The sequence below is a fragment of the Cobetia sp. PDI-12MA genome (genome assembly GCF_059507695.1).
Genome location: NZ_CM183351.1, coordinates 3497659 through 3511602 on the forward strand (window position 1 = coordinate 3497659; position 13944 = coordinate 3511602).

Below are 13944 nucleotides of genomic sequence, written 5' to 3' on the forward strand. Positions count from 1 at the left end.
GCGGCACGAGATACAAAGCTGAATGAGGAAAGCGAGGAAAAACGACCAGTGATGGCAGTCACGTGCAGGCGGCGTCAGCTACCGCTCTCGACGTCATCACCATGCGTCAATTGGTACTGGGTAAAGCCACCATCGAGGGAATAGACCTTTTCGAAGCCCTGCCCCGCCAGCCAGGCGGCCGCCTGCTGACTGGAATGGCCGTGATAGCAGACCACCACCAGCGGCTTGTCGCGCGGGGTGTCTTCCAGAATGGCACCGGCACTGGCGTTGTCCAGATGACGGCTGCCCGGGATACGCCCCTGCGTGAAGCTGAGCGGATCGCGAATATCGAGTACCACGAGCGACGGGTCGCGTTGGCGCCAGTCACTGAGGGTTGCGAGATCAAGATGTTCGAAACTCATGCGGACTCCGCTTGTTGAGTAAGGGGAAAGGCATTCGCCAGCGACGGCAGACCTGCTGTCACTGGCGATGCGAGGTCGCTCAGCGCGAGGACAGCGCCGGCTCGAAGACGCGCTCTTCCGTCTCGAGATTGAGCGCCGTCAGGCCACCGCCCCACACGCAGCCGGTGTCCAGCGCCTCGACATCCTGGCGCGCCGCCGGCGTCTCGCCTTCCAGAGCAGCCCAGTGACCGAACAGCAGGCGCGGCGAATCATCCCAGGCCCCTTCGGGACGCGGGTACTGGAACCAGGGGCGACATCCCTCCGGCGCGCTGTCCAGCCCTTCCTTGGCCGCGAAATCCAGTCGACCATCACTGTGCAGAAAGCGCATGCGCGTGAAGACATTGACGATGCAGCGCAGGCGCGGCGTGCCTTCGAGATCCTCCTGCCAGCGGTCCGGCGTATTGCCGTACATCTCGCCAAGAAAGCCTCGATAGTCGTCGCCCGCCAGCACGGCGTGCGCTTCGCGGGCATAACCGGCCGCCTGGTCCAGCGTCCAGCTCGGCAACACGCCAGCATGGCTCATTACCGTGCGACGATTGCCGACCAGCGCATCCACCATCAGCGGCTGACGACGCAGCCAGTCCAGCAGTTCCTCACGGTCCGGCGCCTCGAGAATCGGCCTCAGCGTATCGGAGCGCTTGTGACGGCTGAAGCCTTCGGCCACCGCCAGCAGGTGGAGGTCATGGTTGCCCAGCACCACCCGCGCATCATCGCCCAGCGACTTGACCAGACGCAGGCACTCCAGCGAACCCGGCCCGCGATTGACCAGGTCCCCCGCCAGCCACAGCACATCGCGCCCCGGAGTGAAATCGAGGCGCTGCAACAGAAGTTCGAACTCTTGATGGCAGCCCTGCAAATCGCCAATCGCCCACTGCGTCATGCCAACTCCCTGGCCGCCGAGGCGGCCTGACTTGCTGTCTTGAATACGAAATGCTGCATCACGCGGCCACCCTAGTGAACCTGATGCGGACCGGCGAGACGGAACGGTGCGATGGCGACCTCGAAGGTGCGCGCATGGGTCGCGTCACAGAAGGTATAGGCCCCCTGCATCACACCGACCGGCATGTCGAGCACGGCGCGTGAGGTATAGCGGAAGCTCTCGCCGGGCGCGATCAGTGGCTGCTTGCCGACCACGCCCTTGCCACGCACTTCCTGCTCATCGCCGCTGCCCTGGGTGATCTTCCAGTAGCGCGCCAGCAGCTGCACGGTCTCATCCGTTCCGTTGTGCACGGTGATGGTGTAGCGGAACACGTGTCGGTTCTCGCTCGGACGACTCTCGTCGGCGCAGTACTCGGGTACGGCGTCGATACGGATGTCCGCCACGCTACTCATGCGTCGTGGTCGCTGGCGTTGCGGGCGTCGCCCTTGGCATCGTTCTCGGCATCGAGACGTTCGCCACTGTCACTATCACTATCACGATGACTATCACTGGCACTGTCGGCTGCCGGCACACCATGGCCGACATTGCTGCGCGGACGCTTCTTCGGCGCCTTGTCGGCCTTGTCCACCGTCATGCCCTGCTCACTGAGATGGTTGCTGATCATCACCAGCTCAGCGACGGTCAGTGTCTGCGGACGACGCGAGGGGTCGATGCCCAGCGCGGTCAGCTGGTCGGCATCGATGCGGCCCTTGAAGTTGTTGCGCAGCGTCTTGCGGCGCTGGGAGAAGGCTTCGCGCACGATGACGGCGAGCAGCTTCTCATCCTTGGCCGGATGCGGCAGTTCATGGTGCGGCACCAGACGCACGATGGCGGAATCCACCTTCGGTGCCGGGAAGAAGGCGCTCGGCGGCACCAGGAACAGATTTTCCACCGCGCAGTAATACTGGGTCATCACCGACAGACGGCCCCAGTCGGTGCCACCCGGCTCGGCGGCCAGACGCTCGACGACTTCCTTCTGCAGCATGAAGTGCATGTCGGAGATCGCGCCGCGTGCTTCCAGCAGGTGGAAGATCAGCGGGGTGGAGATGTTGTATGGCAGGTTGCCGACCACGCGCAGCGCCGGGCCGTCACCGACCAGCTCCGGGAAGTCGAAGCGCAGGGCATCGCCTTCGTGGATCACGAAGTCCGGGTAGTTGAAGAACTGCACGCGCAGACCCGGGATGAGGTCACGGTCCAGCTCGATGACTTCCAACTTGCCTGCCGCTTCCAGCAACGGGCCGGTCAAGGCACCCTGCCCCGGACCGATCTCGACCAGGCGCTCGCCTTCCGCGGGACGAATGGCATTCACGATGCGAGAGATGACGCCAAGGTCCTGCAGAAAGTTCTGACCGAAACGCTTGCGAGCGCGATGCGCGGGGAAATGCTGGGACATGGGACTGACCTTCCTCCTGGGAATCCGTCGGGATTCCCGACAACAAGACGCCGCCATGGCCTGCAGGGACACAGGCAGACCGGGGCGGCGAGACCATCCTCGATGGTCGAATGACTGGGGTAGCGAGACGCCACACGGTGGCGCACGCCTGACGTGCCGCCATGCGGTCACGCCCGAGTGATGCGGGGATTATCTCAGGCTCGCGCGGCGGCTGCCATCTCGATGGCGACACGCACGGCCTGCAGCAGGCTGCCGACGTCGGCGCGCCCGCTGCCGGCAAGGTCCAGCGCCGTGCCGTGATCCACGGAGGTACGCACGATCGGCAGGCCCAGCGTGATGTTGGCAGCCTCACCGAAGCCGGCATACTTGAGCACCGGCAGGCCCTGGTCGTGGTACATCGCCAGTACCGCATCCACGCCATCGAGATGTCGCGGCGTGAACAGGGTGTCGGCCGGCAGCGGGCCATCCAGCTGCATGCCGGTCGCGCGCAGGGCGTCGAGCGTCGGGGAGATCACCTCGATCTCCTCATGCCCCAGGTGCCCGCCCTCGCCGGCATGCGGGTTGAGCCCGCATACCGCGATGCGCGGTGCGGCACAGCCGAAGTAGCGCGTCAGGTCCTTGGCGAGGATCTTCATCACTCGCGTCAGCCCCTCGGGCGTGATGGCATCGGCCACCTCGCGCAGCGGCAGGTGAGTGGTGGCCAGCGCCACCCGCAGCCCGGGGCACGCCAGCATCATGACCACTTCCTCGACCCCGCAGACATCGCGCAGATATTCGGTGTGGCCGGTGAAGCCCGCATGCCCGGCTTCGATCACGGCGGCCTTGGACAGCGGCGCCGTCACCATCGCACTGGCATGGCCGGCCTGGCAGGCGGCGATGGCGACATCCAGCATCGCCAGCACATGATCGCCGTTGCGCGCATCGATCACGCCCGGCTCGCTGGGCACTGCGAGCGGCACCGGCCACACTGGCAGCTCACCATTGCGGGCCGGCGGCAGCGGGTCGCCCGGCGACAACTCATGCACCACCAGCGGCAAGCCCAGCAGGCGAGCACGACTGACCAGCAAAGCGGGATCCGCCACGGCGACCAGCTGCGCGGGGAACGCTTCCGCCTGGCCGGCCAGCATGACCAGCAGCTCGGGGCCGATGCCCGCCGGCTCACCGGCGGTCAGGGCGATGATGTCGGGCGTAGTCTCTTCGGGACGATTCATGACGGCGTCTCGCTGCTCCACTCGGACTTACTGCTCATCGAGACGATTATCGACATAGGCCTCGGCACGCACCTGCTGCTGCCAGGCTTCGAGCTCATCATTGAGCTTGCGCTGGAACAGGGTCTTGCGCACCTTGTCACGCTGGCTGGAGTTGGTCACATCCTGCTGGCGACGCTCCTCGACTTCGATGATGTGGTAGCCGAAGCGGCTCTTGACCGGCTGGCTGATCTCGCCCACATCCAGGCCATTCATGGCCGTCTCGAAGGAGGAGACCGTCTGGCCCGGGCTGACCCAGCCCAGCTCGCCGCCCTTGAGAGAGCTGCCCTTGTCGTCGCTGAACTCCTGAGCCAGCGCGGCGAAGTCCTCGCCCCCCAGCAGGCGGCGGCGAATGGACTCGGCACGCTCAAGCGCCTGCTGATCGCTGAGGTTCGGGTTGGGCTGGATCAGGATGTGGCGTGCGCGCGTCTGGGAAATCAACGCCTTGCCCGCGCCACGCTTCTCGATCAGCTTGACGAGGTGATAGCCGCTGGCACTGCGCAGCGGCTCGGAGACCTGACCGGCCTGCATGCTCGGGATGACATCGGCGAACACCGTCGGCAGCTCACCGCCGGAACGCCAACCGAGATCGCCGCCGCTCAGCGCCTGACTACCGGCGGATTCGGCAGCAGCCAGCTGGGCGAAATCGGTGCCCTGCTCGATCTGCTGGCGCAGGCTGTCGGCCTTGGCGCGCGCGGCCTTGACCTGATCCGGCGTCGGCTCCTGGGGCAGTGCCACCAGCAGGTGGGCCAGATGGTACTGGACGTCGCTGCCGACATTCTGCTGATTGAGATAGCGATCTATCTCACGATCGGAGATCCGCACCCGGCTGGCGACGCTGCGCTGCTGGATCTGCTGCACCAGCAGCTCACGACGCACCTGATCGCGCACCTGGGCCAGTGACATGCCGTCCTGCTCGAGCTTGTCCGCGAAGGCTTCCAGGCTCATGCCGTTGTCCTTGGCGATGCCGCGCAGGGTGGCGTTGAGCTGGGTGTCATCGATGCTGAGGTTGGCCTGCTCCGCCAACTGCAGCTGAATCTGCTCGTTGACCATACGATCAAGAACCTGGCGCTCCAGCACGTCACGCGGCGGCAGGTTGATGCCACGGCTCTGCAACTGCTGACTCGCCTGGGTGACGCGCTGCTCCATGTCGCTTTGCATGATGGCGTCCTTGTTGACCACGGCAACCACGCGGTCGAGCAACTCGGCGGCACCGGCCGGCAGACTCGCCAGCACAAATGCCAGCCCCAGCGGGGCAATCAGGGTCTTGCGCATCACATGTTCTCTCGGCGTAAAAATGTTGATGGCGCCGCCCTGCGGCGGCGCCTTGGCGTCATTCACGGCCTGACGCGGCGACTCAGAAGCCCGCGTTGCGATAGCCCGGTACAGCCTGCTCCAGGTAGCTGTCAGCACTCTGGCCAACGCCTCCCAAGCCCTTGAATTCAAAGGTCAGGAAGATGCCATTCTTCTCTTCGTCATCCGAGATGGTGTTGGCGGTGTCGTTGTCATCCTGCCATTCACGCCAGGTGACCTGCACGCCGTAGCAGCAATCGTTGTACTGCACACCCAACACCTTCTCCAGTGAACGGGAATTGGTGCTGTCATACATGTAACGGCCCAGCAGCGACCAGCTCTCGCTCATCGGCGTCGCGAAGGAGAAATCCCACTCGTTGCGGGTATAGCCCAGCACGTCGTCCTCGTCCTCATCGTCGTAAGGCACGAAGCCTTCGATCTCACGATTGAAGCCAAAGTTCAGTACCGTGCCTTGTTCCGCACGATAACGCAGCGAGGTCTGGGCGCTTTCGGTCACGCCACGATCGAAATCCTGGAACACGGCCTGGGAGGCGGTCCACTGGTCGTTGAGCACCACATCGGCCTGGAAGACCACCGGCGAGCGGTCACGCGTCGCACGATAGTAGTCGGAGTAGCTGTCGAAGTCGGAGCGTGAGGTCTTGTCCGGATCACCGTCCATGTCGATGTTGCGGTCCGATAGATAGCTCGACTGGCCGACCCCCAGCTTGAGGCGTTCACGGCCGCTTTCATCGCTGATGAAGCGCGAAGACACGCCGTAGGAGACCTTGTTGGTATCGCCGACGCGGTCACCCCCGCTGAAGCGGTACGGAGACCACAGCTGATTCCAGCTGAAGGCGTCTTCCGAGGTGTCGAAGTCGGGCAGATCGGACTGGTCGACCTCCGGCACATAGGCGTAATAGAGGCGCGGTTCCAGTGTCTGGGTATAGCCATCGCCGAACCATTCGGTCTCGCGATCGAAGATCAGGCCGCTGTCCAGTGACAGCACCGGGATGGTGGCGGACGGGCTGGTGCTGCGGTCCGTCTCGCGGTCACCGTAATCCAGGCTGTATGACAGGCTGACCAGCTGGGCGCGCGGCTCGATGAAGCTCCAGCTCTGATCACTACGCCAGCCCAGTGCCGGCGCCAGACGCAGGCGCGAACCATTGGCAGCCTGGTCTTCGTCGATATCGGTATCCGTCTCATCGACATCACGCCAGAAGTAGGTCGCGTTGGAATTCCACTCTTCGTAGAAGCCGTTGGACTGACTCCAGCGACCATTCGCGGTCAGGCTCGGCAGACGGTAGAACGGCTTGTCATCGTTATCCAGCGGGTAGTCCATGCGCTGGTAGCCCTGCGCCTTGAACTGCAGGTCCCAGGCATCGCCGTGGTAATCGAGCTGTGCCAGACGCTCGAGGCTATCGGTTTCCGTTTCCCCGAAGTTGCGCCCGAAGTCGTCGAAATAATTGCCATCGGAGGCGGCACCGTACTTCAACTGGTAGTCGGTACGGGCGTCATAGCGGCCAGCATGCTGGTAGTTGATGTACCAGCGGTCCTCGCCGATCAGGTCTTCCTCGTCATCGTCGGGGTCGCTTCCGCCGTCGTCATCGGCGAGCCAGGCACCCTCGATGCTGCCTTCATCGCCACGCGGCAATAGATAGCGGAACTCGCCTTCCAGCATCTCGCCACGCTCGGAGATGTAACGCGGCGTGAGGGTGGCATCGTAATTGGGGGCCAGGTTCAGATAGATCGGCTGTGCGTAGTCGAAGCCGCTGGAGCTGGTGTAGCTGAACTGCGGCCACAGCAGGCCCGTGTGGCGACGGTCATCGACCGGGAAGCGCACGTAGGGCCAGTAGAAGACCGGCACGCCGCCCATTTCCATGCGCGCATGCTTGGCCGTCCCCCAGCCGGAGTCCTGATCGATGGTGATGTCGCTGCCGACCAGGCGCCACAGGCTGTTGCCCGGCTCACAGGAGGTGAAGCTGGCATCCTTCAGGCGGTAGCGGCCATCCTCGAGACGCGCCAGCTGCACCGCATCGCCGCGCACATGCTGCTCGTGAAAGACGTAGTGGCCGTTGTCGACGCTGGCCGCATCGCTGTTGAGCGAGACCCGCGCATCGTCGCCACGCAGCAGGACTCCGGGCTGGCGATAGGTGACAGGGCCCTTGGCGGTGGCGGTGTCACGCGCCTCGTTGACGCTGACCTCGGGCGATTCCAGTTGGGAATCACCGCGGCGCAGCACCACCTCCCCCATCAGGGTGGCGACGCCATCGTTGCCGTAGTTGGCCTTGTCGGCCGAGGTCGTGACCTGCTCCGGCGTGTCGCCCGCCTCGATACGGTAGGCCGGCGTGACATAGCGCCCGGAGCACAGCTGGCCCTGCGGCACCTCATCATAGGGCTGCCAATCGAGCTGACTGGCTGACAGGGGCTCGGGCGGAGCGGCCTGTGCCATCAGAGGAGCGCCGGCGGCCAGTGGCGCCAGGGTCCACAACAGACGGAAAACCAGTGGCTTGAGCTGCCAGACCGGGCGGTCATCGCCCGATCGGGCTATCGATGCCTGCCGGGAATGAGCAGACAGAGAGTGAGTCGCGAAGCGACGCTGACGTCGCCCGGGAGCGGTCGTCGGCTTGCCCGGATGGGATGAATGGCTGCGCTGGGCCATGGCTGCTCTGTGTCCTTGGCTGGGGGAATCGGTATTATACAGGCCCAGCAACCGGCCTTCCTGCTTGCCGGTTCCGCCTGCCTTCTCGTCACCACACGACAGCATGCGGGGCCGCGGCACAGGCGTCAACTGACAGCCGGCCCCGCACACGCTGACAGGAGCCCAAGCCCCATGACATCCGACGCCCGCCGCCAGGCGCTGCACGCCTGGGCCGCCGCCCGCCACGACCTCACGCCAGAGGCCGTGCGCATGAGCGCCGTGGCTGACGACGCCAGCTTCCGCCGCTATTTCCGCCTGCACCTCGAGGAGCTCGACCCGGCCACGCCGGCGCGCATCCTGATGGACGCGCCGCCCGAGAAGGAAGACAGTCACGGCTTCGTCGCCATCGCCCGCCAATGGCGTGACGCCGGCCTGCCGCTGCCCGAGGTCTTCGCCTTTGACGAGTCACTCGGCTTCCTGGAGCTGGAAGACCTCGGCGACACCCCGCTGATGACCGCCCTGACCAGCACCGAGCACGCCGACCACTACTATGGCGAAGCCATCGGGCTGCTCGAGCAGCTGCATCAGCTGCCACCCGGCAACCTGCCTGCCTATGACGACGCCCGGCTGTCCGCCGAGCTGGAGCTGTTTCCGGATTGGTGTCTTGGCCAGCTTCTCGACATGCCGCATGACCGCCGCTACGCCGCCTGGGGCAAGCTGAGAGACCAATTGCTCGCGGCCGCCAGCGCGCAACCGGTGGTGAGCGTGCATCGCGACTTCCATGCCCAGAACCTGTTCCTGCATCAATCAGCATCCCAGGACCAGCCCCGGCTGTGGATCATCGACTTCCAGGACGCCGTCAGCGGCCCCGAGAACTACGACCTGATCTCGCTGCTGCGTGACCGTCACTGGCGATGGCCGGAACCCGCCATGGCGCGCTGGATCGAGCAGGCACGCCTGGCCGCCTTGCCACGCTACGCCGCCACCGGCTTGCCGGCACCAAGCCCGCTCGAGTACCGCCAGAGCGTCGAGCGCATGGGCGTGCAGCGCAATCTCAAGATTCTCGGCATCTTCGCGCGCCTGACGCTGCGGGACGCCAAACCCCGCTACCTGACGCTGATGCCGCGCTTCCTTGGCCACCTGCGCGAAGGCCTGGCCTTCTGCCCGGAACTGATCTCCTTCACCCACTGGCTGGATGAGGTACTGACGCCGGCACTGTCACTGCGCCTGGCCGAGGAATGCGAGGCCCGCGATCTGCGTCTCGTCAATGGCGAGCGCCCCGAGATCAACCTCGATGATTACGATGAGCTGGCGGCACTCGCCGATCGCGCCGCCCGCCTGCAGCGCAACGCGGCCGCCGCTACGGCGAAGAGCGCTGCGGCAAGTGGGGAAAGCAAGGAAAGCACTGCAAATGCCGATGACGAGCCAGGGAGCCACTGATGCGCGCGATGATTCTGGCGGCCGGTTTCGGCACGCGCATGCGCCCGCTGACCGACCATACCCCCAAGCCGTTGCTGGAAGTCGCCGGGCTGCCGTTGCTGGAGCACCACCTACTGCGTCTGGAAGCGATCGATGTGGACAAGGTCGTCATCAATGTCGGCCACCTGGCCGACAGGATTCTGAGCCACTTCGCCGCGAAGCCGAATGTCCAGGGCCAGCTCGAGGCTTGCTGGCAGGGGCGCAAGCGCTCCCTGACACTGATCTTCTCGCACGAGGAGACGCCACTGGAAACCGGCGGCGGCATCGCTCGCGCCCTGTCACTCTCCGGTGCGTTGACGCAGGACGCAGGCGATGACACGCCCTTCCTGCTGATCAATGGCGATGTCTGGTGCGACGTTGACCTCACGCTGCTGACCATCCAAGCGCTGGCGAGCCATTCACTGGCTCTACACGCCGACCAGCCGCAGGCGCTGGCGGGGCTGGTGCTGGTGGATAACCCGCCCCATCATCCCGAGGGCGACTTCCTGCTCACCCCGGCGGGGATTGTGAAGGGTGAAACCCGCGACGAGAGTGACGAACAGGACGAGAAGGAAGAGAAAGATGAGCAGGAAAAGCAGGCCGGCAGCCGCCTGACCTTCTCCGGCGTGTCGTGGCTGTCACCCCGCCTGATCCGTCGCGCCATCGCCGAGACACCGGCCTACCAGGGCCCTGACAGCGTCTTCAAGCTGGCGCCGCTGCTGCGTGACGCCATGCAGCATGGCGAGGTACGCGGCCTGCATCATCGCGGCGCCTGGATCGATGTCGGCACCCCACAGCGTCTGGCCGAGCTGGATGAGCTGCTGAGCCACGCCAGGGCCTGAGCCAGCGCGATATAAGCTCAGCGCTGGACGTTCCTCCGGGCACGCCGATGACAATGCTACCCTGTGCGCCATCGTGCTCACCGCGCCCTTGGCTTCCATAGCGCTCAGCCCGCATGACTCTCAGCCTCTATCGCTGTCGGCCCCTATGGCTGCTAGCGCCGGGCCGGTGGCGCATCAACGACTTATCAGAAGGAGAAGTTCCGACATGGCAATGAACGCCAGCATCAAATGGACCGATGGTCGCCAGTTCCTCGCCGAATCCGGCAGCGGCCACAGCGTGGTCATGGACGGCAATCCGGACAACGGCGGTCGTAACACCGGTCCGCGTCCGATGGAAATGCTGTTGATGGGTCTGGGCGGCTGCACCAGCTTCGATGTCATCCAGATTCTGGAAAAGGCCCGCCAGCAGGTCACCGACTGTCACGCCGAACTGAGCGCCGAGCGCGCCGATAGCGTGCCGAGCGTGTTCACGAAGATTCACGTCAAGTTCGTGGTCACCGGTCGCAACCTCAAGGAATCTCAGATCAAGCGTGCCGTCGAGCTGTCCGCCGAGAAGTACTGCAGCGCCTCCCTGATGCTGAGCGCCGGGGGTGTCGAGATCACTCACTCCTACGAAGTCATCGACATCGCGGCCTGATCTCGCCTCGCCCTCCCGCCGCTCAAGGCCCCGCCGACGGCGGGAGGGAGCGCACCACTGACGACGACTCGCCTGGATCGGCGGGAATTGTCGCTGGCGTGTCAGCCCTGCCTGTGCATAATACGCCCCTCAAACCGGTCGTCTCACCGGTCATCTCGTGGCAAAGATGGCACGCAATGCTCCCTGTGAGTCATGCTGCCAGCGCCCGGGACGGACCTTTCGAGATGTCCTCTTCGGCCCGATGCCTGCCTCTGCCCCATTGCAATGGCGCATCGGATGTCATACCACCCTCCCATCTCAAGGAGGCCTGGACGTGAGCGATCAACTCCGCCTTCACGGGTTCAACAACCTCACCAGTTCGTTGAGCTTCAATATCTACGACATCTGCTACGCGCAGACCGAAGAGCAGCGCACGGCGTATATCGATTATATCGATGAGCTCTACAATGCCGAGCGTCTTACCCAGATCCTCAAGGATGTCACCAACATCATCGGTGCCCACGTGCTGAACATCGCACGTCAGGACTACGAGCCGCATGGCGCCAGCGTGACCATCCTGATCGCCGAGCACGAGCTGGAAGAGCAGGACGCGTCCCAGACCGCGCCGGGCCCGGGCCCGTTGCCGGAAACGGTCGTCGGCCATCTGGACAAGTCTCACGTCACGGTGCACACCTATCCCGAGTCCCACCCGGACAACGGCATCAGCACCTTCCGTCTGGATATCGATGTCTCGACCTGTGGCATGATCAGCCCGCTGAAGGCGCTGAACTATCTGATCCACAGCTTCGATTCCGATATCGTGACCATGGACTACCGTGTGCGTGGCTTCACGCGCGACGTGGATGGCAAGAAACTGTTCATCGATCACGACATCACCTCCATCCAGGATTACCTGGCGGAAGACACCAAGCGTGCCTACCAGATGGTCGATGTGAACGTGTATCAAGAGAACATGTTCCACACCAAGATGCTGCTCAAGGACTTCGAACTGGACAACTACCTCTTCGGCACCTCGCGTCGCGAGCTGACCTTCGAGGAAGCCACCAACATCGAAGGCCGCCTGCGTCGTGAAATGCTCGAGATCTTCTACTCGCGCAACTTCGACTGATCACCGCCCGAGCCATGCGCGACCGCCACAGCGTATGTGTCCGCTTGGCTGAGGCCTGGTGACAGTCCGAAAAAAGCCCCCTGACACCTCACGGTATCAGGGGGCTTTCATTATCTGCCTGTCGGTTCAACGATCGCCGGCGGGGTCCTCCCTGTCTGGCGGAGCGGCATCTCTCAGGCGCTGTTCCATCTCCTCATTCACCTGGCGATGCAGCGCCTCGCGGTGGCGCTCGTGATCAGCCAGCGACTCTCCCCGCTCCTGCGCGACCTGATCCAGTCGTTCACGCAGCTCGCGCACTTCCGTCGTCAACTCGCTGATCTGATGATAGAGCGCCCGCGTCATGTCGCGCTGGGCACGCGCCGCTCGGGCCTCCTGCTCGCTGTCATCCTCGATGAAGATCGAGCTGATATAGGCGGCGAAACTCCCGAACAGCCCCACGCCCCCGACCATCAGCAGCACCGCCACCACGCGACCGAGCGTCGTGATGGGATAGTAGTCGCCATAGCCGACAGTGGTCACCGTCACCACCGCCCACCACAGCGCCTCCTCGGCGGTATTGATGGGGCTGTCGGGATTCGGTGTCTCCACCATCAGCATGGTCAGGGCGCCGAATACCACCAGCAGCACCGTAGCGGTGGCCGCCGAGGCGAAGACCCCCTCGGCCCGGTTGCGGAACAGCAGCTTCCAGATCATTTCCATCGACTTGATGGCGCGCAGCACCCGCAGCACCTGCACCACGCGAAACAGCCTCGCGCCCTGGAAGAGTCCCGCCGGGATACAGGCCAGCAGGTCGATCCAGCCCCACTTCATGTACTCACGTTTGCTCTTGGCACTGGCGAAGCGCTTGCAGAAATCGATGAAGAAGAACAGGCAGACCACGTAGTCCATGTACTCCAGCAGCCGCTGGACCTGGGGTGACAACACAAAGACAAGGTCCACCACCATGGCGCCGATCACATAGATCGACAGCACCAGGATGAACAGCTGAAAGGGCGTGACGCGTTCCTGCATCCGAAGACTCTCCGTGAATGGGGCTCTGGAAAGCCTACCCCATCCTCGACGCCCTGACAGTGTGAAGCCACCGCTGGCATGCGCCCGGGCACTCATCTGTCCGATGGTTCATGCATCCCTGGGCTCATGCGTCCGGTGGTTCATGGATTTCTGGCCTCATGCACCCGCGCTCATCAAGCCTTGTTGCGCGACTCCTCGTCACTCGGGGGCTGGAAGGTGGACTGCTCGCTGATGTCCTCCCCACTGATGCGATTCAAAAGCTTGCGCAACTTGTGACGCTGCCTGCGTGATGACAGGCGATTGGAATCCCAGCGCTCCGGTACCAGCGCACATTCTCCATTGGCATCGTGCAGGCGGAAGGCACGCTCGACGCCGATCGGATGGTCCTCACTGCCGTAGATGCCGATGATTTGCAGCGTCAGGCGCTGGAATTCCAGCTGCTCATTGCTGGGCCAGTGACCGTCGAGCGAGATGCCATTGCGGCGCGCCATGCGCTCGATGACTTCAGAGAAAGTCCCGATATGCAGGAAGTCGCCCGAGCCCAGCGGCCCCTGACGCGTGGTATCGGAGATACGCCATTCACTGCTGCTGGAAGCCCCCTGCGCGGGCTGTTCGCTGTCGCCGTCCTGCTGGTTGTCCCCCTGCTCGTCACCTTCCTGATAGCTGCGTTCGAACTCGGTGACATCCATCAGCAGGCTGCCATGACTGGTATCCAGCCTGGCGATGATGTGCTCGATGAAGATCGACTCAGCACTCATGTTGCTGATGATGCACAGACTGTCGATACCCTTGGACTTGCCGCGATTGATCAGCACTCGCGGCCGGCGCTGGCGCCGGAAGTTGTGATACAGCAGCTGCGCGTAGACCAGCCAGATGAAGAACGAGCCGACACTGGCAATCGCCGAGATGGTTTTCGAGTGATTCGCGATCCACTCCATCATGCTGACCTCCCCTGTCA

Annotated in this window: 12 protein-coding genes and 1 pseudogene; 4 read left to right on the forward strand and 9 right to left on the reverse strand. The window is 64.0% G+C overall.

Annotated elements, in window-relative coordinates; genetic code table 11:
• Positions 1-74: 74 nt before the first annotated feature.
• The 7 genes and pseudogenes from glpE to AC5WNI_RS14800 form a co-directional block, all read right to left on the reverse strand.
• Positions 75-401: a thiosulfate sulfurtransferase GlpE gene (glpE, locus tag AC5WNI_RS14770; protein ID WP_054557228.1), complete on the reverse strand. Its 327-nt coding sequence runs from the start codon at positions 399-401 to the stop codon at positions 75-77.
• A 79-nt stretch (positions 402-480) separates the two neighbouring features.
• Positions 481-1320: a symmetrical bis(5'-nucleosyl)-tetraphosphatase gene (locus tag AC5WNI_RS14775; protein WP_175089598.1), complete on the reverse strand. Its 840-nt coding sequence runs from the start codon at positions 1318-1320 to the stop codon at positions 481-483.
• 71 nt (positions 1321-1391) lie between these two features.
• Positions 1392-1772, reverse strand: a complete 381-nt coding sequence (apaG, locus tag AC5WNI_RS14780) for a Co2+/Mg2+ efflux facilitator ApaG/CorD (RefSeq protein ID WP_043334633.1) — start codon at positions 1770-1772, stop codon at positions 1392-1394.
• 191 nt (positions 1773-1963) lie between these two features.
• Positions 1964-2752: pseudogene (rsmA, locus tag AC5WNI_RS14785) on the reverse strand (16S rRNA (adenine(1518)-N(6)/adenine(1519)-N(6))-dimethyltransferase RsmA); the annotation flags it as partial.
• A 194-nt stretch (positions 2753-2946) separates the two neighbouring features.
• Positions 2947-3963 carry a 4-hydroxythreonine-4-phosphate dehydrogenase PdxA gene (gene pdxA / locus AC5WNI_RS14790; RefSeq protein ID WP_175089600.1) on the reverse strand — a complete coding sequence of 339 codons (1017 nt, stop codon included), beginning with the start codon at positions 3961-3963 and terminating at the stop codon, positions 2947-2949.
• A gap of 27 nt (positions 3964-3990) precedes the next feature.
• The gene (locus tag AC5WNI_RS14795) at positions 3991-5274 is read right to left on the reverse strand and encodes a peptidylprolyl isomerase (RefSeq protein ID WP_175089601.1); all 1284 of its coding nucleotides are present in this window, start codon (positions 5272-5274) and stop codon (positions 3991-3993) included.
• An 82-nt stretch (positions 5275-5356) separates the two neighbouring features.
• Positions 5357-7741, reverse strand: a complete 2385-nt coding sequence (locus AC5WNI_RS14800) for an LPS-assembly protein LptD (RefSeq protein ID WP_175089713.1) — start codon at positions 7739-7741, stop codon at positions 5357-5359.
• Between the two features lie 381 nt (positions 7742-8122).
• Between AC5WNI_RS14800 and AC5WNI_RS14805 the strand changes: the two genes are divergently transcribed.
• The 4 genes from AC5WNI_RS14805 to speD all read left to right on the forward strand — a co-directional run bounded on the left by AC5WNI_RS14805 (position 8123) and on the right by speD (position 11975).
• Positions 8123-9370: an aminoglycoside phosphotransferase family protein gene (locus AC5WNI_RS14805; RefSeq protein WP_175089602.1), complete on the forward strand. Its 1248-nt coding sequence runs from the start codon at positions 8123-8125 to the stop codon at positions 9368-9370.
• Positions 9370-10230 carry a nucleotidyltransferase family protein gene (locus AC5WNI_RS14810; protein ID WP_175089603.1) on the forward strand — a complete coding sequence of 287 codons (861 nt, stop codon included), beginning with the start codon at positions 9370-9372 and terminating at the stop codon, positions 10228-10230. The genes AC5WNI_RS14805 and AC5WNI_RS14810 overlap by 1 nt, the downstream gene beginning before the upstream one ends.
• A gap of 211 nt (positions 10231-10441) precedes the next feature.
• Positions 10442-10867 carry an OsmC family protein gene (locus tag AC5WNI_RS14815; protein ID WP_175089714.1) on the forward strand — a complete coding sequence of 142 codons (426 nt, stop codon included), beginning with the start codon at positions 10442-10444 and terminating at the stop codon, positions 10865-10867.
• Between the two features lie 313 nt (positions 10868-11180).
• Complete coding sequence (speD, locus tag AC5WNI_RS14820; RefSeq protein ID WP_175089604.1) at positions 11181-11975, forward strand: adenosylmethionine decarboxylase; 795 nt, start codon at positions 11181-11183, stop codon at positions 11973-11975.
• 126 nt (positions 11976-12101) lie between these two features.
• Here speD and AC5WNI_RS14825 read toward each other — a convergent pair whose 3' ends face one another.
• Both AC5WNI_RS14825 and AC5WNI_RS14830 read right to left on the reverse strand, forming a co-directional pair.
• A complete protein-coding gene (locus AC5WNI_RS14825) occupies positions 12102-12986 on the reverse strand; it encodes an ion transporter (protein ID WP_175089605.1) in 885 nt (294 codons plus the stop codon).
• A 173-nt stretch (positions 12987-13159) separates the two neighbouring features.
• On the reverse strand, positions 13160-13927 hold the full coding sequence (locus AC5WNI_RS14830; RefSeq protein ID WP_175089606.1) for a hypothetical protein: 768 nt from the start codon (positions 13925-13927) through the stop codon (positions 13160-13162).
• Positions 13928-13944: the final 17 nt, after the last annotated feature.